Here is an 18,876-nt window from a genome sequence, read left to right as displayed (position 1 = left end):
GAGTCTGTTATGACGATTAAATACATTGAAAAAACCATTGAAGATGCGCACACCGGTGCGGACGTGAAATACCACGAAATCACCGCCGTCAATGCGGATTACAAAAATAAATATGTGTCCGTTACCATTGAGAGCTATATCTCCCGCAAAACCAAAGAGGCGGGCAAAGAGCCGGTCGGTTCGCCGATTACCCTTTCTCTCAATCACTGCCCGACAATGGCGGAAAACGTGGTGGATTGGGCTTATCAGCAACTTATCCAACCGTTACCACAGGATTATGCTGAACCGGAGGAAAAATACTACGGTTGGGTTGATCCGTACCTTTTCAGCGGGGGCAAAGTCAAAGAGACAGAACCAAATAACGGCTAAACACAAACGCGATTACTGCACGGGGTGGAAATCTGCCCCGTCAGACATCAACAATTGCTGTCATCAGCACGATAGAGATTATGGCAAAAACAGGCAAGTCAGCCGAAGAGACGCTGATCGCAAATTACAGAAGTGTATGCTCAAAAACGGACACCCTATTAAAGCGTGGCTATTTGGGAAAGAAAGGGAACAACAAAATGACTTAGAAAAATAAAGGTTATAATTCAATCTAATTTAAGCCTTGTAACGATATTCAATCACCTTAAATCTGTTCCGAAATAAATTACAACTTCTTGATAAATCTAGGTAAAAAATCAAGAAATCTCACATTTTTTCGGAACAATTTCATTTACTCAAGCCTTGTATTATCAGACTTAGCTAGATTTTTGCAAAAAAACCTTACAAAATCACCGCTTGTCGCTATTTAGTTACCAACATAGATGACAAAAACGCCGAAAGCCGAAAAAGCGGAAGTCGTCATCGTAGTAACGTTGCAGCCTGTCTAACTCTTGTTGGGCTTGGTAATTTTGCCACGCCAATTTATAGCAGGCTTGGAACACCGATGCATTCACCTTTTCCACATATTGTTTGTCAAACTCTGCCTGTTGCTTCGCTGAAAGCGGCTCAAGTGGCGGGTTGAATTTTGCCTGCATTAACTCGGCGGTTGCCACATCACACTGCTTTGCCAAGCTAACTTGCAATGCCTGCTCGGCTTTGAGCCGCTTCGCTGCCCGTTCCGCTTTCTGTTCAGGGGTTAAGGCGCAGCCTGCCAAAATGCCCGCTACAGTAACAACGCTCATTAACTGTATGATTTTCATTTGTCCTCCCGTGCTAAACGCTCTTTTCCAGCCACTGCTGCCACGCTTGTCGGACAATTTCACGCTCACGGCAAAATTGTGCGGCATCGACACAGCTCGGCTGGTTGAGTAAATTGAGATGATGAATTTGATTGCGTAAGTCGGTGTAACAAGCTTTTAGGGCTTGACCTTGTGGTTCATCGATAATCCCCGCCTCAATCGCACTGTCAAAAATCCGCACGTTATCCGACCATACTGCCATTTGCGGAAACGCATTGGCATAATTCAGGACAAAATATTGTGCGATAAATTCAATATCGGTAACCCCACCTCGATCGGTTTTCAGGTGAAATTGGGTTTCGCCCCCAGTACCTAAGTGGGCGAACATTTTTTCCCGCATTGTGCAAATTTCCGCGCGTAACGCACCGCTTGCCCGTGGCAAACAGAGGGTTTCGGCACGAATTTGTTCAAACTTTTGACGTAACGTCTGTTCGCCGTACACTGCCCTCGCTCTCACCAATGCTTGCGTTTCCCACGTCCACGCCTCATTTTTCTGATACTCCGCATAGGCACTGAAAGTGCTGACTAACAGCCCCGCTTCGCCGGACGGGCGCAGGCGCATATCCACTTCGTACAGCACGCCGGCACTGGTGTTCAGATTAAAAATACCGTTGATTTTTTGGGCTAATTTTAAGTAAAACTGGTGGCTGGAAATGCTTTTTTTGCCGCCGACCGTTTCACTTTGTGCCGGTGCATTATGCAGAAACACCAGATCGAGATCGGAATTGTAGCCCAGTTCGATCCCGCCGAGTTTACCATAGCCGATCACAACAAAATCTTTTTCATCGTCTGCTAAATGTTCCGGATGCCCGAAACGTCGGCTCACTTGCCGCCAAGCGATATTCACCACCGCTTCAATAATCGCCTCGGCGAGATAGGTGAGATGATCGCTGATCTTCATCACCGGTAATACACCGAGAATATCCGCTGCAGCAATGCGTAACAGGTGGCTTTGTTTAAATTGCCGCAAGCTGTCAATCAGAGCTTCTTCGTCCTCTTCGGGAATGCGGATCAAATAGGTTTGCAGCGCCGGTGCATAATCGGCTAAATCAATCACTTGTGTCAGGCTTTTTTGGATAATCAGCTCGTCCAACAGCATCGGATAACGGGCAATTTGCTCGGCAATCATCATTGATTGCCCGCACAGCGTGAGCAGTTGCGGCAAGATCTGCTCTTTTTCGAGCAATAATTCCAAGTAGGTGGTACGCGTGGTGATTTTATCAATGATCGTCAAAATACGAGGCAGTAACACGAGGTAATTCGGTTCGTTAAAAATGGCGTCCGCCACTTTCGGCATCAATTTGCGTAGTACCTCCCGCCCCCGCACACCGATTGGGCGTTTTACCCACTCTTGAAAGGTGCTAAAAAGTTGCTGGTAAATGTCCGCATAATCCTGCTCCGCCACCGGATAATGTTGCAAGCAAGCCGCCAGTTCTTCTTGATTGATTTGATAATGCAACACATCTCGCCACATCGCAAACTGTGGATTGTCGCTACTCTCTTGATTGTCATCTTCGCCGACCAACTCATCAAAAATTGCCCGTACATTACCTTGATGTGCCGCTAAACACGCTAAAAACGCCTGCCAGTTATGGCTGCTTTGTTCACCCTCCAACCACATTCGGCAGCCAAATACGAGGCGTTGCCGATCCCGTTCATCGCTCGGTAAGGTTTGCGTTTGCTGATCGCCGATGGCTTGTAGCAGATTTTCAACGTGGCGTAAAAACAGATAGGCTTCCCGTAGTTGTGCTACCTGTGCTTCGCTCAATAATTGCAAGGCTGCCAACTGAGGCAATACCACCAATAAACTGCGTTGCTGGAGAATTTTATCCCGCCCGCCACGCATCATTTGGAAGGTCTGCACGATAAATTCCACCTCCCGAATCCCGCCTGCGCCGAGTTTGATATTATCCGTCAGCCCCCGTCTCATCACCTCTCGGCTGATTTTATGCTTCATCTCCCTCAAGGATTGAATCGCGCTGAAATCAAGGTAGCGGCGGTACACAAATGGACGCAGCAACTGCTTGAGGTAGCGATGGTTAATATCCTGTGCATTTTCGCCGAGGATTTTCGACTTGATCATTGCATAGCGTTCCCAATCCCGCCCTTGCTCTTGGTAGTAATCTTCCATTGCGTTGAAGCTCAACACCAATGCCCCGCTATCACCAAAGGGGCGTAGCCGCATATCTGTGCGATAAACAAAGCCGTCTAGCGTGATCTCGTCCAATGCCCGAATTAAACGTTGTCCCAAGCGGGTAAAAAATTTGCCGTTATCCATCGGTTTACGCCCGCCGACCGTTTCCCCCATATCCGGATAGGTAAAAATCAGATCAATATCGGAAGAGAAATTCAGCTCACGCCCGCCCAACTTGCCCATTCCCAAAATCAGCAAATGTTGGATTTCCCCTTCGCTGTTCATCGGCGTGCCATACTCGGCACACAAGCGGGCAAACAGCCAATCCCGAGCGGCTAAAATCAGGGCTTCGGCAAGGTCGGACAACGCCTCGAACAGCTGTTGCGGCGAGGCGAGATTATTTGACTGTACAAAGCTCAATGCCGCCATTTCCCGATGGCGAAATTGGCGTAAAATGCAGTGTAACGCCGTTTCATCATTCACTTCTGCTAATAAGGCTTCAAGCCGCTCGGCATAATGACTGCAATCAGCCATAGTCGGCGGTTTTGCCAACCACGCCGTGAATAAGTCGGGCTGTTTTTGCAGTTGTTGGAATACAAAATCGGACATCGCCACGGCAGTAACAAGCGGTCGGTTGGCGAGCAAAATGTGCAAATCGATTGTTAAATCGTGTTGATGAATCAGTGAGGCGAGCGCCTGTTCAGCGTGGCTAAAAAATGACATAACGTTTTATTCAGAATGGTAATCAAAGGGGCGTTTTCGCCCCGAAACCGTTTGGACTGTTTGTATATTTTCAGCCCAAACCGACCGCTTGCAGCAAGCGTTAGAACACTTTTTTAAACGGTTTGACGATCACCTCGCCGTAAACGCCCGCTTCCACATAGGGATCTTCACTCGCCCACTGTTTTGCTGCCGCTAATGACGCAAATTCGGCAATCACCGTTGAGCCGGTAAAACCTGCTTCGCCGGGGTTTTCATCATCAATCGCCGGATTCGGGCCGGCAGTTAATAGGCGGTTTTCCGCTTGTAATTGGGTGAGCCGAGCTAAATGCTTTTCTCGCACGGCAAGGCGTTTTTCCAACGTATTCGGTTTGTCTTGGGCAAAAATCACATAGTACATTCTCATTTCCTCTTTGAGTTGCTTCTTAAATCAACGCAAGGGCTTGCGCTAATTCCAAATTATTTTCACGGGGCACGGGGCGAGGTCTGCCGTTTTTATCCACGGCGACAAAAGTGAACAACGCTTCGGTAACGCAATGGCGATCCTTCACGCCTTCATAGACTTGTTTAATCCAAACTTCTACTTTTACCTGCATTGAGGAACGTCCGACTTTGACGCATTTTCCGTAACAGCACACCACATCACCAACCGATACCGGGCGCAGAAAGCTCATACTATCAACCGAAACGGTAACGACTCTCCCTTTTGCCAGCTCTTTGGCTAAAATCGCCCCGCCCATATCCATTTGCGACATAATCCAACCACCGAAAATATCGCCGTTGGCGTTCGTGTCGGACGGCATCGCTAAAGTGCGTAAAATCAGTGTCCCTTCGGGTTGGCGCTTTTCAACATTAGTTGTCATTCTTTTTCCTCATCTTGAGTGTGTTGTTTTAAATAGGGGTAAAGGTAAAAACCGGTAGCGACCACGGCAACTAAACTTAAACCGGTTAAGCCGAACACTTTGAAATTCGTCCATACATCGTCAGAAAAATAGTGGCTGATAATCAGATTGACGAGCATACAGACGATAAAAAAGCCCGCCCAGCCTAAATTTAATTTACCCCACACGTCCGGCGGTAAGCGTAGTTCTTTGCCGAGTAACATTTGCACCAGCGGTTTGTGAAAAACAAATTGGCTAATCAATAACGCCGCCGCAAACAAGCCGTTAATCAGGGTTACTTTCCATTTCAAAAAGGCAAGGTCATTAAAATAGGCGGTTAATAAACCGAAGAATACCACCGCAATCCCCATAATCCATTGGGATTTTTCAATTTTTTTATACAAGACTTTTAATGCGATAAGCTGAACAAGGGTGGCTGCAACCAGCACTAACGCCGCCTCTTGCACGCCGTAGCTTTTATAAACAATAAAAAATAAAATCAGCGGGATAAATTCAAGTAATTGTTTCATTTTTCTTCCTTAAATTTGGCGGTAAGCCTGATAGAAGCGGAAGCCAAACACTGTAACAAACAGGCTTAAAAAGGCTGCGACAATATGTGATAACACTCTGCCGATTCCCCCAATATTCCCAATCAACGATGTGATCACCGTCGGAAAAAGATAGCTTAATAGGCAAAACAGAAAAAGAATCCCCATTTTTCCGCGGCTCATCTGCCAAGTAAACGATAATGTTTCAAACACCCTTTTTTGCGGTTCTTCAACTAAATAGACATAGGCAGCCAAACACCATTTCACAAAGATAAAAATACCCGTTATCATCAGTGGAAAGGCGATGATGGAGAAACCGCCCGCTGCCCCTGCAACAAGAGCTGCCGACCCGACAGACATTGGTAGCGACATTAAAATATAGAGCCCGATAAACGGCAGTATTCGTGCAAATGCCGTGCCGATATGTTGGAAAAAATGGTGATACTGCCCGTTGTTAATCGATTTTATATTCATCACTAACAAGATATGAAGCAAAATGCCGATAGCAGAAATCAGTAATACGGGCAATGATGCCAGTAAAGACTCCCTGGCATATTTATCTAACATTTCGGGGGTTAATGTTGTCGGATCAATGGCGAGTTTAGGGGTAAAATAAAACAGCAGAAGCTGAACTAACATCAGTAGTCCCAGCCCAATAAACGTGAAATTGCGCTGATTTCGGATAAAATTCCAGCTATCTTGCAATAATGTTGGAAATTGAATCGGCATTACCTTTCCTTGAAAAATTAACGATAAAAACGGGCTAAAGTATAGCAACTGTTGGCTCACTTCGCTATTGTAGATTTTTATCAGTTGGTTACAATACGCTGACTTTTTCTCACAGAGGCAGCCTATGTACCAAACGTTACAAGCCGGACAGCATTATCTAAATACCTACCCAAACCAGAAAAAGCTCAGCCTGTTTATGCCCGATTACCGTCTGATTCGCCTCATCAAATTTGCCAGCCGAGCAATGCCGGCATTTGTCTGTTTTGCGATTAGTTGGCAATACTTTTTCAACGATCCCACACAGTCGATCCTTGCCAATGCCACTCTTACCGCACTTTTTGCGTTAAGTATTCCGTTTCAAGGCTTATTTTGGCTCGGCAGACGGGCAAAATCGCCCCTGCCGCTCTCGCTGCTTGAATGGTACGAAACATTACGCCAAAAACTGATCAGCGAGCGCCACCGCATTGCCGATCAAGCGGTGCCTTCCTACCAAGATTTTGCAAATTTGTTGCACCTTGCCGAAAAAACGTGGGGCAACGCTTATTTTGACGAACTTTAACACCAACAAAAAAGGACGCTAATGCGCCCTTTTATGTCCGTCTCTTAATTGATATTAAAGGCTTCCGTATAAGGAATCATTCCCCGTTTCAACATTCTGGATACACCACTGTTATAACCGCTCCCAAAACGCAATTCAAAATTCAGCCCAAAACGGTTGTCGTAGTAAAAATCGTTCAGGGTATCAGGTTTTCCTTCCGGCGTTGCCGTTAATTTACGAGTAGCGTAGAATGTCGCACTCCAGCAGCAAGTGTTATAGGTTAGCCCCAACTGGCTTTCAACCGGCTTTTTCAGTGCAATATCACGGTAATGGCTTGCCATCATCGACACACTATCGGTTAATTCCCAACCAATCACCGCACCGACCTGTTTAATATCCTGACCATAACGGTTAGAGCTTAAATTCTGGTCAATATAGTTTTTGCTTGCATAGCGATAATTTAGCTGCACCACGTTGTTCGCTTTCGGTTTATATTGCAATGCCATATTCGCCAAAGACGTTTCGTTTAAGCGGGTATCGTATTGATAGCCGCCGTGCCAGTTCCATTTCGGGTGGAACTTCCAGTTTGATTCCAACGCCCAAGATGAAGAACGCTTTGCGGTACTGTTAATTGAAGTGCTGTCAATTTTTGACGGGCTGAGATAATAAATTTGCCCTGCACTAAAATTAAACACTTCCTCCCCCGTTTCATTACTGAAGAAACGGGTTGTTCCCCCTGCGGTAATTTGATTTGCCGAAGCAATTCGATCTAAACCGCTATAACGGCGATCGTTGAATAACGCATAATAGTCCTGCTGTAAAAGGGCGGAATCATAGCCTAAACCTAAACTGGATTGGCGTTGCGAGCCGATATTCGCTTGGTTTTTATACGGGCGGTAAAGATATTGCACACGAGGCTCAAAAGTTTGTGAAAAGCCACTAAACACATTTTGTTTCGCACTCAAAACGGTTTTCAAATCCAATTTCAGTTGCGGTAACACACGGGTTACGCTACGTTCAATCGCTTCAGCATTTTCAGCCCCGCCCTTTTTCTGTAAATAATGGGTGGCATACAATTTAGTCTCTAAATTCAGACTCGCATAACGGTTCGCCAACGGGAAATTTAACGCCGGTTGAAGATGGAAACGCCACGCCGTCGGCATCTCTTTACTGTCGTTAGCAAAGTAAGCGGATTGGGCATACAGGCTGAAATCACCGTGTTTAACCAAATCATTTTTATAATAATTCAGCTCCACTTTCGGCAATACCCGATAAGGTTTCGAGCCGGAGTCATCAAAGGTTTGGAAACGTTTTCCAGAAATCGAAATATTATAATGGGGCTGGAAGTAACCTAACTTAAAATTCTGCGTAGCGTAGCCGTCGGTACTGTTGCCGTAAGCGGAATCAAAATCCGAAAAATAGCGTTTATCGCTGACGTGGGTATAATCGACCGAAAAACGCCAATCGCTAAGAAAATTGACATTATGTTGCCAGAAGAATAAATGGCGGGAACGATCTTTTTCCGTCCAGCTCGGCAGGCGATCCCGTTTTACATACTCTCCTGCCATTTTACCTTCGCCGAAAGCGGTCAGATAACGAAATTCAGGGCTGATTTGCCAGCCACGCCGAGTATAGTAAGTCGGCGTAATCGTTGCGTCCATATTCGGCGCAATATTCCAATAAATCGGCTGGGAATAGTAATAACCGTCGCGGCTCGAACGCCCCACATTCGGAATGAGTAACCCTGAACGGCGGCGATCACCGATAGGGAATTGCAGATATGGGGAATAAAACACCGGCACGCCCATTACCCGAAAGCGAGCGTGCCATAACTCTGCATACTCTTCCTTGACGTGTTGTATCATCTCACTCGCATCAATCGACCACGCATTGTCATTCGGCAAGCAGGCGGTGAAGGAAGCATTTTTTAAAATGCGGGTTTGCTCGTTGGCGGAGACGCTCTCCGCCGTCCCCCGCCCTTGACGACCGACTAATTGGTAGTCCGCATTGCCGAGAGTAGCGTGATTGCCGGTTAAATCAATCTGGGCATTTTGTCCGGTCGCCCTAATCAAATTATCCCGATAATCAAATCGACCGTTTAAATATGCAGTACGGGCTTGACCGCCATTCTGTTCCACCCGAACCTGATCCGCCCAAACCGTGCGATTGCCCTGTTTAATGCTGACATCACCGGTATAGGTTGCATCGGTCGGTTGATTGATGAGCGCATTGTCCGCCTCAATATATACGGGCATTTGGGTTTGGTCGCCCGTTAGCACTTCCCCCTCAAAATGCGGCACGCCGGATAAACATTGGTGTCTTAAATCGGCGGCGGCGTACTGGCTATAACAAGCCGTGATTATGGCAACGGAAAGTAAGCTGTAACGGTAGTGTTTCATCGTCTTATCCTTTTATTCACAAGCGGTGCGTTTTGCTAAAAATTCTGCAAATCCGACCGCTTGTCCGACTAAATAATTCTTGAAAATTGCTGTCTTTTTGCCTGCTGACGTGAATAAATATCAAAACACATACAGATATTGCGGATTAACAACCGCCCACGCGGCGATACTTGCAGGGTATCTTCGCCGATCGTCAATAAGCCGTCTTTCGCCAACGGGGCAAGCAGTGCCAAATCTTCGGCAAAATAGCGTTTGAAATCAATCTGATATAGGCTTTCCAGTGAGGCATAATCCAGCTTAAAATTACAAATTAGCGCTTTAATCACATCACGGCGTAAACAGTCGTCTTTGGTCATTGTCAGCCCTTTATGCAGGGCAATGCCACGGGTTTCGACATCGGCATAATATTGTTTCAGCTCTTTATGGTTTTGAGCGTAACTGTCGCCCAATAAGCTGATCGCCGACACGCCCATTCCCAATAAATCGGCATCTTCTTGAGTGGTATAACCTTGGAAATTGCGGTGCAATGCGCCTTTTTGTTGGGCGATTGCCAGTTCATCGTCCGGTTTGGCAAAATGATCCATTCCGATAAATTTATAACCGGCACGATCCAGCGTTTCAATCGTTTTTTGCAAGATCTCCAATTTCGTTTCCGGTGGCGGCAACATTTCGTCTTTAATTTTGATCTGGGCGGCAAAACGGCTCGGCAGGTGAGCATAATTAAACACGCTCATTCGATCCGGATTCAGCTCAATCACTTTCTGCAAAGTGAACATAAAACTTTCAACCGTTTGCTTCGGCAAACCGTAGATCAAATCAATGTTGGTCGAACTAAAGCCCAGCTCTCTCGCCCGTTTCATTAAGGCAAAAATAAAGTCTTCATCTTGCTCTCGATTGACTAATTTTTGCACTTCTTTATTGAAATCTTGAATCCCCATACTGATGCGGTTAAAGCCGATTTCCCGCAGATGATCCAACATTTGTAGCTCAATTTCACGGGGATCCATTTCAATGCTGATTTCCGCTTGATCGCTCACATTAAAGTGTTTACGCAACATCGCCATTAGGCGTAACGATTGATCTTCATCTAAGTAGGTCGGTGTCCCGCCCCCCCAGTGAATTTGCGTTACCGTCCGGTTTTTAAATAGCTCGGCGCGGTATTTAATCTCTTTTTCAAGGTAATCTAAATAGATATCGACTTTATGCTGATGGCGGGTGATGATTTTATTACAGGCGCAGAAATAGCAGAGCTTATGACAAAACGGAATATGCACATATAAAGAGAGCGGCTTGTTCGGATAACGTGCCGCTGCCGCTTGGAAATCATCATTATTATAGGCTTCGTTAAACTCTAATGCGGTCGGATAGGAGGTATAACGAGGGCCGGATTGGTTATATTTTTGGATAAGCGCACTATCCCAAATAATCTCTGACATAAAAAACCTACTTCAACTCTTGTTTAAATTGGGCAATTTCCGTTAATAATTGGCGTAATTCGAGCTTGATTTGCTCGGCAAGCTCCGCCTCTTTTGCCTCACGGGTGAGATCCAATTTCATTCGTTCATTGCGTTTTAATTGCTGACGAGCCTCTAAAATCGGCATAGATTCTACCGTTTCATACAACGCCCACATAGCGACAAAACGGTTTAATTTTTTGCCCAGTACATCTAACAGAGGCTTTAAACGCAATACCCCTTCGGAAAAATCACACTGCTGTGCCAACATTGCACGGGCAATCACGTCAATACTGTCAATTACCGCTAAATAACGTGATTTTTGTGCCGCCGCTAATTGCTGTTTTTGACGGCGTAGTTTCAGCACCAACGAAAACGCATAGCCCGCCATTGCCAGCAGAATCAGCAGGGCGAGAATGATTAAGAAAAATCGCATCATTTGCTATTATCGGAATTGGTTAATATCTAGGGTTTCAAATTGACGTAACAAGGCATCATCGCTCTCATCTTCGTCTTCAATACCCAGTTCGGTCATCAACTGATGTACACGCTCCAAACAGTCGTCCACAAATTTTTGATCCGCCGGCGACAACGTTTTACCCGCTTCCAAATCATCTAATAATTGATTTAAACATTCGTTGCTTTCCAACTGTTCCAACTCAACTTCCGGCGCTAAACGTGGCGTTTCCTCAACCGCTACCGGCTTAATAAACTTGCCTTTTTCCGGCTGATTAACAAATTCCACCATCAACGGCACTTTTTTGCGGCTACCGATACGCGGATCTTTCACCTCTTTCGCCACTGCTTTTTTCTCGTTTACACCTTCGTTGGCACGGCTGCCGGAGGGCAAGCCCTTATGCTTGCGTTTTTTCTTCTCTTCCTTAGCCGCTAAATCCAATTCATAGCGGGTCGGTTTACGGTTTTTGCTCGGTTTGGCTTTGGATTGTTCGTACGGTTTTTTCTCAACCTTACGGGCGGGCATAATATCGGTAATGCGGCGTGTTTTCTTCTGACGGCTCATAATCTCGTTTTCTCATCATAAAATAGGCGGAGATTGTACCATAACTGCCGAGAATGAAAAATTGGCAAAACGAAATAATGCAAACGGTCAAATATTGCAAAAAATTGCTATTATTCGACCGCTTGCTACTATTCGCTTCGCCAAATCAGCGTTGCCATTCTGCCGGTCATATTCTCTCGGCGGTAAGAGAAGAAGCGTTTGCTGTCCGTATAGGTGCAATAATCGCCGCCGCTGATCTGCGTAATCCCCAACCGCTGAAGACGCTGGCGGGCAATTTGGTAAAGATCGCCGAGAAACTTACCGCTTGCACACTGATCCGGCACAAAGGCACTATTGGCTTGGGGATCGACCGCACAGAATTGGCCGATCACATCCTGCCCGACTTGAAATGCCGTTGCGCCGATCGCCGGCCCAAGCCAGACCCTAATTTGATGCGGCAGGCAGCGGAATTTAGCCGCTGTGGCTTCCAATACCCCATCGCACAAGCCTCGCCAACCGGCGTGAGCGGCGGCAATTTCCGTGCCGTCTTCACTACAAAAGAGAGCGGGTAGGCAGTCGGCGGTCATCACAAGGCAGACTTGATTGGGTTGATCCGTGTAAACCGCATCAGCCTCAAGGCTTTGCTCGGCTTGATGAGGCAACGTCAAAACCTGTGTGCTGTGGGTTTGAGTCAGATACACCGGCGGGTTCGGCAACTTCAAGGCATTTTGCAATAAAGTACGATTTTGCCGGACGGCGAGCGGATCGTCATTAACGTGCTCGCCCACATTCAAGCTCTCGAACGGGGCTTGGCTCACGCCGCCTGAGCGGGTGGTAGTCAAGGCGTGGATATGTGCCGGCACTGACCAATTCGGCAGGATAAATTCCATTAGCCTTTTCTCACGGCGATCGCTTCAATTTCGATGCCGACATCTTTCGGTAGGCGAGCCACTTCCACACACGAACGGGCGGGGAAATTCGGGTGGTGATTTTCACGGAAAAAGGCTTCGTATTCGGCATTTACGGTTGCAAAATCGTTTAAATCTTTAACAAAAACCGTGGTTTTAACAATATCCGCCACCGTTAAGCCTGCCTGTTCGATGATCGCTTTGATATTTTCGAGGGACTGGCGAGCTTGTTCGGCAATATCGCTCGGCACGTCGCCCGTTTGCGGATTGACCGGAATTTGCCCTGAAGTCAAAACTAAATTGCCTAAATCAACGGCTTGAACATAAGGCCCGATGGCTTTTGGGGCGTTGTCGGTATGAATAATCTGTGTCATTGGATTTTCCTCATTAAGTGATAAATCAACACAAAGAGTTTGAAAGGTTTTTTGCCGTTTGTAAATAGCTTATAATGTTTTGCATCAATTTGCCTTTTTCAGACCGCTTGCAAGAGAAAGATTATGAGTATCAATGTAACCGAAATCGTCCTTCATCAACTTCACCAAAATGACGGCGATACCCCCAATTTAACCACTATTCTGCGGGAAAATTTATTAGCGATTAGCCCCGAAGTCGAACAAATGATGCTGCAACTGCATCAAGCCTACCAAGGCAAAGCCAAGGCGTACGGCGTGTTTCAGGCGGAATCGGTGTTCGCCCAACAACTTAATCGCTTATTAGAGGGGGAAAGTGATTTTCTGTCGTTTAGCCACAGTTGCGCTAAAATGTTAGCGACTGAATTAGCCAAATACCCCTTTGCTGCCGGCGGCACGTTTATTTTATGTCGCTACACGTTCCTCGCGACCGAATACCTTTTCATCGCTTTGATCGACAGCCGCTCTTCAATGCTGGTAGACGATAAATTAGAGGTTCAACGCACCGAATATTTGGACATTACCCAATATGATATCGCCTGTCGCATCAATCTGACCGAGCTAAAGCTCAATGCCCAGTCCGACCGTTATTTAACCTTTATTAAAGGCAGAGTCGGGCGTAAAGTAGCCGACTTTTTTATGGATTTTTTAAGCGCCGAAGAGGGCTTAAACCCGCAATTACAAAACCAAACCTTATTACAGGCGGTGAGCGACTATTGCGAACAGGGAGATCTAAACAGCAACCAAACCCAAGCGGTGAAAAAGCAAGTGTTCGATTACTGTAAAGGGCAGATCAACAGCGGTGAAGAAATTGCTCTCGAAGAACTTTCCGCAACCCTACCAACCTTGAACGAACAAAACTTTGCCGATTTTGCCGAAAGCCAAGCCTACGGTTTAGCTGAGAGCATTCCGCCGGTACGCAATGCGCTCAAAACCTTAACCAAATATTCCGGCTCGGGTAAAGGGGTTACCATCAGCTTTGATGCGGAATTACTCGGCGAGCGTTTAATCTGGGATGAACTAAACGACAGTTTAACTATCAAAGGATTGCCGGCAAATTTACGGGATCAACTCGAACGTAATAAATAATGGCATTTTATAGGCGGTTTCGGTATGATCCGCCGTAAATTTTTGCGATTACAACAGGTCATTACTATGAAAATAAAATCTCTTATAGCAATTTTATGCCTTGCGCTAGGCGTAACCGCTTGCTCTACGGTTAAAAAAGTGGTCTATCGCATTGACGTACCACAAGGCAACTATCTAGAACAAGAAAAAATCGATCAGGTCAAAGTAGGAATGAATAAAGAGCAAGTGCAATACCTACTCGGTACGCCGATGCTCACCGATGCGTTTGCGGAAAACCGTTGGGATTATGTGTTCATTCTGCGTAAAGGGCACGAAGAGCCTATCCAACGCACCCTATTTATTCAATTTGATCCAAAAGGGCTGGTCAGCAATATTCAACTGGATAAACCGCTCAATTAAATGTCTCAAATCCGCCGTTGGAAAGGTGGATTTTGACGATTTTATACCATAACAGACGATATACATATCAGACAGAGGCTCGCTTTTGCCTTGCTCGCCGCTTTAAGCGTTTTCTCACCACTGCCAACCATAACGTCCGTTATGCCCGTGCATATTACTACGACAAAATCATTTTTGATTACCCCATACCCATCAGTTATATAACATCAGGAGTTTCTATGAAAATCAAAGCCTTACCCCTCGCATTAACTGCACTATTTGGTTTTTCCATACCAACAATGGCAAATGAGATGCCGAAAACAAAAGATATTAAAATTCAGCAACTGGATCTGGAAAACGGCAATAAAGATATCGGGGTCATCACTATTAGCGAATCCCCATACGGCTTGGTCTTTACGCCGAATTTAAAAGGACTTAGTGCAGGCTTACACGGTTTCCATATCCATCAAAACCCAAGTTGTGAGCCAAAAGAGAAAGACGGAAAAATGGTAGCAGGCTTAGGGGCTGGCGGGCATTGGGATCCGAAAGAAGCTAAACAGCACGGTTTCCCGTGGTCTGATAACGCTCACTTAGGTGATTTACCTGCGTTATTTGTCGATCACCATGGCAATGCGAATAATCCAGTACTTGCTCCACGCTTAAAAACATTAGATGATGTAGCAGGACGTGCATTAATGATCCACGCCGGTGGCGATAACCACGCCGATCACCCAGCCTCACTCGGCGGTGGCGGCGCAAGAATGGCGTGCGGTGTGATTAACTAATATAAATGAGCCGCTCTACAAGCGGTGAGTTTTAGCGTGTTTTTTGCAAATCCTGTTCAAATCAAAAGGGCTAATATCAATTCATTTCGATATTAGCCCTTTAAATTTAAACTTTATCTCTTTTAAAGATAAATTAATGTAAAGATAAATTAATGATTTTGTGTTTTTAATAATGTAATAATTTCTTTTAATGCTGATATTTCCGATTTCTGTTGTGAAATTAATTCATTTTTATGCTCAATAATTAATTTTAATTTCTCATTTTCTAATATTATTTTTTCATCGCCTGCATAATAATTTGAACTATAATCACTATTTTCACTAATTAAACAAATTAAACCCTTTTCATTACTGGTCATTAACTCAATGAGATCAATATTAAAAATATTTGCTATTTGTTGTAACCGTTCTAAATTTAATTTACTTTCCCCACGTTCAATACGCGCATAGCCGTTTGGCGACATTGCCAGTTTCTCCGCCATTTCTTCCTGCGACCAATGTTTAATCTCTCGCATAGCCCGAATTTTCTCTTGAACGTTCATCTGCCATTTTTCTCTCTATTTTCTATCAAAATTCGGCAGAAATTGCCGATGTGCTGTGTGGAGTATATCCCAATCGTCAAATAGAATATAGATATTTTCTAACGTTGTCTAATTTATTTTTTTAGGAGAATTCTATGTTAAAGAAACTACTTATCGCGACTATTGGATTGAGTTTACCGCTTATAGCATCGGCTGATGATTGGGTTAGGGCAGATAATACAGGGGCAGAGGAGAAAGGCTATCATTACGCCATTTGCTACTACAAAACGTCCTCATATTCTAACTTCCCTGATTACTCTTTTTCAATCACAATCGAAGGTAGTAAATACTCTTGTCCATCCTATATCGAATATAATCCAACTACTGGAAAATGGAGACGTTAGTATGACAAATCAACTCTCATTCTCCGAGTGTTTAACGGCATTCCATTCCAGACTGAAAATAGCCTATCATTATTTTCAAGAACAGAAAGAGATTGCGAAACAGCGTGATAGTGATGGGGGAAAGATATACCGCCAATATTATTCATTCCCTCTAATAAAGAAAGCCTATTTTGAGCAATCTATTCTCACGCTTTGTACACTCTTTGAAAAAGCAAGTCCGGTTAGCCTTTTTCAATTAAGAGAAACATTAGGAGAGCGTAGTTGCTCAATACCAACATTTGATGACTATTTTGACGATTTTGATCGCATTTTTGAGGGCGTAAAAACAATTCGTGATAAATCTATTGCTCATCTTGAAAACCTAAACATAGATCAATTCTATGTAGAGGCAAATATCACTTATGCAGATATAGATAGTTTATTTTTGGCTCTTTTAGACTATTTAAAAGCATTAGTTAATACTGCTGATATTCAGTTAGGCTATAAATTAACATTTGCTTATTGCCCTGATTATGGCATAAAACAAATCTATGCTAAGCTGGCATAAAATAAAAAAACACCGCACAAGCGGTGTTTTTTCTTCGATTATTTGCAAAAACTAGGCTTCACCGAATAATTTCAATTCACGATCACGCACTTGTTTTTTGAGCATTTCGGCAAATTCTTCCACAGTAAATGTGCCGAGATCCGCCCCTTTACGGGTACGCACCGCCACTTTGCCGGCTTCGATCTCTTTATCACCACATACAAGCATATACGGCACGCGGCGGAGGGTGTGTTCACGCACTTTGAAACCAACTTTTTCATTGCGTAAATCCGCTTTAACACGGATACCCGCATCGGATAAACGTTTCACTACACTTTGCACATAGTCCGCTTGGCTGTCGGTAATATTCATCACTACCGCTTGAGTCGGTGCAAGCCACGCAGGGAAGAAACCGGCATACTCTTCGGTAATAATCCCGATAAAACGTTCAAGCGACCCTAAAATTGCACGGTGGATCATCACCGGCGTTCTGCGGTCGTTATCTTCCGCCACATAAGAGGCGCTTAAACGCTCCGGTAGGAAGAAGTCGAGCTGAATTGTGCCGCACTGCCACGCACGGTCAAGGCTATCGTGCAGGGTAAATTCGATTTTCGGGCCGTAGAATGCGCCTTCGCCTTCCTGAATTTCATATTCTAACCCGTTGGCTTTCAAAGCAGCGGCTAAATCGTCTTCCGCTTTTTGCCACATTTCGTCCGTGCCGATGCGGTTTTCCGGGCGGGTAGAGAGTTTTACTTTGATATTTTCAAACCCGAAAGTACTGTAAATATCGTACACCATACGGATACAGGCAGTTACTTCGCTTTCAACCTGATCCACCGTACAGAAGATGTGGGCATCGTCTTGGGTAAAGCCACGCACACGCATAATGCCGTGTAGCGAGCCGGACGGTTCGTTTCGGTGGCAAGAGCCAAACTCCGCCATACGCAACGGTAGATCACGGTAAGATTTCAGCCCTTGGTTGAAAATCTGCACGTGCCCCGGACAGTTCATCGGTTTAATCGCATATTCACGGTTTTCCGATGAGGTGGTGAACATCATCGCCCCGTAGTTTTGCCAATGCCCTGTTTTTTCCCATAGCACGCGATCCATCATAAACGGCCCTTTTACCTCTTGATAATCATACTGTTTTAACTTAGTACGTACAAAGGTTTCAAGCTCACGGAAAATCGTCCAGCCGTCATTGTGCCAGAATACCATTCCCGGTGCTTCCTCTTGCATATGGAACAGATCGAGCGCTTTACCGATTTTACGGTGATCCCGTTTTGCCGCCTCTTCTAAGCGGTGTAAATAATCGGCAAGCTGTTTTTTATCCGCCCACGCCGTGCCGTAAATCCGTTGCAACATTTTATTTTTGCTGTCGCCACGCCAGTATGCGCCTGCGACTTTTTGCAATTTAAAATGGTGGCAGAAACGCATATTCGGCACGTGTGGCCCACGGCACATATCCACATATTCTTCGTGGTGATAAAGTGCAGGGCGGTCGTCTTTGCTGATATTTTCATCTAAAATCGCCATTTTGTACGGCTCGCCACGGGCCTCAAAGGTATCCCGTGCTTCCTGCCAGCTCACCGGCTTTTTCACGACGTCATAATTGGTTTTTGCCAGTTCCAGCATTCGTTTTTCAAGGGCATCAATATCCTCTTGAGTGAGGGAACGATCTAAATCAATGTCGTAATAAAAGCCGTTATCGATGGTCGGCCCAATCGCCATTTTCACGCCGGGGAAGAGCTGTTTAATCGCGTGTCCGAGCAAATGCGCCGTTGAATGGCGGATAATTTCCAAGCCGTCTTCATCTTTGGCAGTGATGATCTCAAGGGTGGCATCTTCATAGATTATATCGGACGCATCACGGCGTACGCCGTTTACACGGCCGGCGATAGTGGCTTTTGCCAGCCCTGCTCCGATACTTTGGGCAACGTCCATTACGGAAACAGGGTAATCAAATTGGCGTTGAGCGCCATCGGGTAAAGTAATAATTGGCATTTTAAATCCTTATACAGTGGTAACCCATACGAAAGGTTACGTGTTGATTAAAAAAGAAATTTGCACGTTTCGGAGAGTAACCGACCGCTTGCAAGCGGTCGGTTTTCCGTTGATTTCGACATTGTACGCCGCCCACAAAGAAAGCGGCGACTAAAACGTGGCGGGATTTTAGCATAAATCCGTTAATTTCGCATAAAGTTACACGTCTATATTTTATATTCA

22 protein-coding genes are annotated in these 18,876 nt (G+C 45.3%); 7 read left to right on the top strand and 15 right to left on the bottom strand.

The window, feature by feature from the left end:
- Positions 1-9: 9 nt before the first annotated feature.
- Positions 10-369, top strand: a complete 360-nt coding sequence (locus tag E4T80_RS02360) for a hypothetical protein (RefSeq protein ID WP_228064824.1) — start codon at positions 10-12, stop codon at positions 367-369.
- A gap of 428 nt (positions 370-797) precedes the next feature.
- Here the strand turns inward: E4T80_RS02360 and E4T80_RS02350 are convergent, their stop codons facing one another.
- From E4T80_RS02350 to E4T80_RS02325, 6 genes are all read right to left on the bottom strand, one after another.
- A complete protein-coding gene (locus E4T80_RS02350) occupies positions 798-1,187 on the bottom strand; it encodes a hypothetical protein (protein WP_135054592.1) in 390 nt (129 codons plus the stop codon).
- A 13-nt stretch (positions 1,188-1,200) separates the two neighbouring features.
- On the bottom strand, positions 1,201-4,083 hold the full coding sequence (gene glnE, locus E4T80_RS02345; RefSeq protein ID WP_135054590.1) for a bifunctional [glutamate--ammonia ligase]-adenylyl-L-tyrosine phosphorylase/[glutamate--ammonia-ligase] adenylyltransferase: 2,883 nt from the start codon (positions 4,081-4,083) through the stop codon (positions 1,201-1,203).
- A gap of 100 nt (positions 4,084-4,183) precedes the next feature.
- The gene (locus E4T80_RS02340; protein WP_047976711.1) at positions 4,184-4,480 is read right to left on the bottom strand and encodes a YciI family protein; all 297 of its coding nucleotides are present in this window, start codon (positions 4,478-4,480) and stop codon (positions 4,184-4,186) included.
- A gap of 25 nt (positions 4,481-4,505) precedes the next feature.
- Positions 4,506-4,943 (bottom strand): acyl-CoA thioester hydrolase YciA, encoded by a 438-nt coding sequence (gene yciA / locus E4T80_RS02335; RefSeq protein ID WP_135054588.1) that lies wholly within the window; start codon positions 4,941-4,943, stop codon positions 4,506-4,508.
- Positions 4,940-5,491 carry a septation protein A gene (locus tag E4T80_RS02330; protein WP_135054586.1) on the bottom strand — a complete coding sequence of 184 codons (552 nt, stop codon included), beginning with the start codon at positions 5,489-5,491 and terminating at the stop codon, positions 4,940-4,942. The genes yciA and E4T80_RS02330 overlap by 4 nt, the downstream gene beginning before the upstream one ends.
- Positions 5,492-5,500: 9 nt before the next feature.
- Entirely contained in the window at positions 5,501-6,238 is a 738-nt protein-coding gene (locus E4T80_RS02325) for a hypothetical protein (protein ID WP_135054584.1), read from the bottom strand.
- A gap of 124 nt (positions 6,239-6,362) precedes the next feature.
- On the opposite strand from E4T80_RS02325, the gene yfbV reads away from it, so the two are divergent.
- On the top strand, positions 6,363-6,797 hold the full coding sequence (gene yfbV / locus E4T80_RS02320; protein WP_135054582.1) for a terminus macrodomain insulation protein YfbV: 435 nt from the start codon (positions 6,363-6,365) through the stop codon (positions 6,795-6,797).
- A gap of 44 nt (positions 6,798-6,841) precedes the next feature.
- Here yfbV and lptD read toward each other — a convergent pair whose 3' ends face one another.
- The 6 genes from lptD to E4T80_RS02290 form a co-directional block, all read right to left on the bottom strand.
- Positions 6,842-9,175, bottom strand: coding sequence for an LPS assembly protein LptD (lptD, locus tag E4T80_RS02315; protein ID WP_135054580.1), 2,334 nt, complete (start codon positions 9,173-9,175; stop codon positions 6,842-6,844).
- A 68-nt stretch (positions 9,176-9,243) separates the two neighbouring features.
- The gene (gene hemN, locus E4T80_RS02310; RefSeq protein ID WP_135054578.1) at positions 9,244-10,611 is read right to left on the bottom strand and encodes an oxygen-independent coproporphyrinogen III oxidase; all 1,368 of its coding nucleotides are present in this window, start codon (positions 10,609-10,611) and stop codon (positions 9,244-9,246) included.
- Positions 10,612-10,618: 7 nt separating this feature from the next.
- Positions 10,619-11,068 (bottom strand): DUF2489 domain-containing protein, encoded by a 450-nt coding sequence (locus E4T80_RS02305; protein ID WP_135054576.1) that lies wholly within the window; start codon positions 11,066-11,068, stop codon positions 10,619-10,621.
- Positions 11,069-11,074: 6 nt separating this feature from the next.
- Positions 11,075-11,650: a Der GTPase-activating protein YihI gene (gene yihI, locus E4T80_RS02300; RefSeq protein ID WP_135054574.1), complete on the bottom strand. Its 576-nt coding sequence runs from the start codon at positions 11,648-11,650 to the stop codon at positions 11,075-11,077.
- A gap of 128 nt (positions 11,651-11,778) precedes the next feature.
- The gene (gene pgeF, locus E4T80_RS02295) at positions 11,779-12,519 is read right to left on the bottom strand and encodes a peptidoglycan editing factor PgeF (RefSeq protein ID WP_135054572.1); all 741 of its coding nucleotides are present in this window, start codon (positions 12,517-12,519) and stop codon (positions 11,779-11,781) included.
- Positions 12,519-12,911 (bottom strand): RidA family protein, encoded by a 393-nt coding sequence (locus tag E4T80_RS02290; RefSeq protein WP_135054570.1) that lies wholly within the window; start codon positions 12,909-12,911, stop codon positions 12,519-12,521. Before E4T80_RS02290 ends, pgeF begins: the two co-directional genes overlap by 1 nt.
- Positions 12,912-13,034: 123 nt before the next feature.
- On the opposite strand from E4T80_RS02290, the gene yejK reads away from it, so the two are divergent.
- From yejK to sodC, 3 genes are all read left to right on the top strand, one after another.
- A complete protein-coding gene (gene yejK / locus E4T80_RS02285) occupies positions 13,035-14,036 on the top strand; it encodes a nucleoid-associated protein YejK (protein WP_135054568.1) in 1,002 nt (333 codons plus the stop codon).
- 66 nt (positions 14,037-14,102) lie between these two features.
- Positions 14,103-14,435 (top strand): outer membrane protein assembly factor BamE, encoded by a 333-nt coding sequence (bamE, locus tag E4T80_RS02280; protein ID WP_135054566.1) that lies wholly within the window; start codon positions 14,103-14,105, stop codon positions 14,433-14,435.
- Positions 14,436-14,713: 278 nt separating this feature from the next.
- Positions 14,714-15,199, top strand: a complete 486-nt coding sequence (gene sodC / locus E4T80_RS02275) for a superoxide dismutase [Cu-Zn] SodC (RefSeq protein ID WP_407662324.1) — start codon at positions 14,714-14,716, stop codon at positions 15,197-15,199.
- 149 nt (positions 15,200-15,348) lie between these two features.
- Here the strand turns inward: sodC and E4T80_RS02270 are convergent, their stop codons facing one another.
- Entirely contained in the window at positions 15,349-15,741 is a 393-nt protein-coding gene (locus E4T80_RS02270; protein ID WP_135054562.1) for a helix-turn-helix domain-containing protein, read from the bottom strand.
- 134 nt (positions 15,742-15,875) lie between these two features.
- Between E4T80_RS02270 and E4T80_RS02265 the strand changes: the two genes are divergently transcribed.
- Both E4T80_RS02265 and E4T80_RS02260 read left to right on the top strand, forming a co-directional pair.
- Positions 15,876-16,124, top strand: a complete 249-nt coding sequence (locus tag E4T80_RS02265; RefSeq protein WP_135054560.1) for a hypothetical protein — start codon at positions 15,876-15,878, stop codon at positions 16,122-16,124.
- A gap of 1 nt (position 16,125) precedes the next feature.
- Entirely contained in the window at positions 16,126-16,671 is a 546-nt protein-coding gene (locus E4T80_RS02260) for an AbiU2 domain-containing protein (protein ID WP_135054558.1), read from the top strand.
- Between the two features lie 51 nt (positions 16,672-16,722).
- Here the strand turns inward: E4T80_RS02260 and thrS are convergent, their stop codons facing one another.
- Complete coding sequence (gene thrS, locus E4T80_RS02255) at positions 16,723-18,654, bottom strand: threonine--tRNA ligase (protein ID WP_135054556.1); 1,932 nt, start codon at positions 18,652-18,654, stop codon at positions 16,723-16,725.
- Position 18,655: 1 nt separating this feature from the next.
- Positions 18,656-18,829: a hypothetical protein gene (locus tag E4T80_RS12950; protein ID WP_194188936.1), complete on the bottom strand. Its 174-nt coding sequence runs from the start codon at positions 18,827-18,829 to the stop codon at positions 18,656-18,658.
- Positions 18,830-18,876 lie beyond the last annotated feature (47 nt).

It is taken from the genome of Muribacter muris (assembly GCF_004569585.1).
Classification (GTDB): Bacteria; Pseudomonadota; Gammaproteobacteria; order Enterobacterales; family Pasteurellaceae; genus Muribacter; species Muribacter muris.
Note: the sequence above shows the minus strand (reverse complement) of the source record. Positions and strands in the feature narration are given on the sequence as shown.

Coding starts and splice junctions, on each gene's coding strand:
- E4T80_RS02360 (WP_228064824.1), top strand. CDS start 10: ATGACGATTAAATACATTGAAAAAACCATTGAAGATGCGCACACCGGT.
- E4T80_RS02350 (WP_135054592.1), bottom strand. CDS start 1,187: ATGAAAATCATACAGTTAATGAGCGTTGTTACTGTAGCGGGCATTTTG.
- glnE (WP_135054590.1), bottom strand. CDS start 4,083: ATGTCATTTTTTAGCCACGCTGAACAGGCGCTCGCCTCACTGATTCAT.
- E4T80_RS02340 (WP_047976711.1), bottom strand. CDS start 4,480: ATGTACTATGTGATTTTTGCCCAAGACAAACCGAATACGTTGGAAAAA.
- yciA (WP_135054588.1), bottom strand. CDS start 4,943: ATGACAACTAATGTTGAAAAGCGCCAACCCGAAGGGACACTGATTTTA.
- E4T80_RS02330 (WP_135054586.1), bottom strand. CDS start 5,491: ATGAAACAATTACTTGAATTTATCCCGCTGATTTTATTTTTTATTGTT.
- E4T80_RS02325 (WP_135054584.1), bottom strand. CDS start 6,238: ATGCCGATTCAATTTCCAACATTATTGCAAGATAGCTGGAATTTTATC.
- yfbV (WP_135054582.1), top strand. CDS start 6,363: ATGTACCAAACGTTACAAGCCGGACAGCATTATCTAAATACCTACCCA.
- lptD (WP_135054580.1), bottom strand. CDS start 9,175: ATGAAACACTACCGTTACAGCTTACTTTCCGTTGCCATAATCACGGCT.
- hemN (WP_135054578.1), bottom strand. CDS start 10,611: ATGTCAGAGATTATTTGGGATAGTGCGCTTATCCAAAAATATAACCAA.
- E4T80_RS02305 (WP_135054576.1), bottom strand. CDS start 11,068: ATGATGCGATTTTTCTTAATCATTCTCGCCCTGCTGATTCTGCTGGCA.
- yihI (WP_135054574.1), bottom strand. CDS start 11,650: ATGAGCCGTCAGAAGAAAACACGCCGCATTACCGATATTATGCCCGCC.
- pgeF (WP_135054572.1), bottom strand. CDS start 12,519: ATGGAATTTATCCTGCCGAATTGGTCAGTGCCGGCACATATCCACGCC.
- E4T80_RS02290 (WP_135054570.1), bottom strand. CDS start 12,911: ATGACACAGATTATTCATACCGACAACGCCCCAAAAGCCATCGGGCCT.
- yejK (WP_135054568.1), top strand. CDS start 13,035: ATGAGTATCAATGTAACCGAAATCGTCCTTCATCAACTTCACCAAAAT.
- bamE (WP_135054566.1), top strand. CDS start 14,103: ATGAAAATAAAATCTCTTATAGCAATTTTATGCCTTGCGCTAGGCGTA.
- sodC (WP_407662324.1), top strand. CDS start 14,714: ATGGCAAATGAGATGCCGAAAACAAAAGATATTAAAATTCAGCAACTG.
- E4T80_RS02270 (WP_135054562.1), bottom strand. CDS start 15,741: ATGAACGTTCAAGAGAAAATTCGGGCTATGCGAGAGATTAAACATTGG.
- E4T80_RS02265 (WP_135054560.1), top strand. CDS start 15,876: ATGTTAAAGAAACTACTTATCGCGACTATTGGATTGAGTTTACCGCTT.
- E4T80_RS02260 (WP_135054558.1), top strand. CDS start 16,126: ATGACAAATCAACTCTCATTCTCCGAGTGTTTAACGGCATTCCATTCC.
- thrS (WP_135054556.1), bottom strand. CDS start 18,654: ATGCCAATTATTACTTTACCCGATGGCGCTCAACGCCAATTTGATTAC.
- E4T80_RS12950 (WP_194188936.1), bottom strand. CDS start 18,829: ATGCTAAAATCCCGCCACGTTTTAGTCGCCGCTTTCTTTGTGGGCGGC.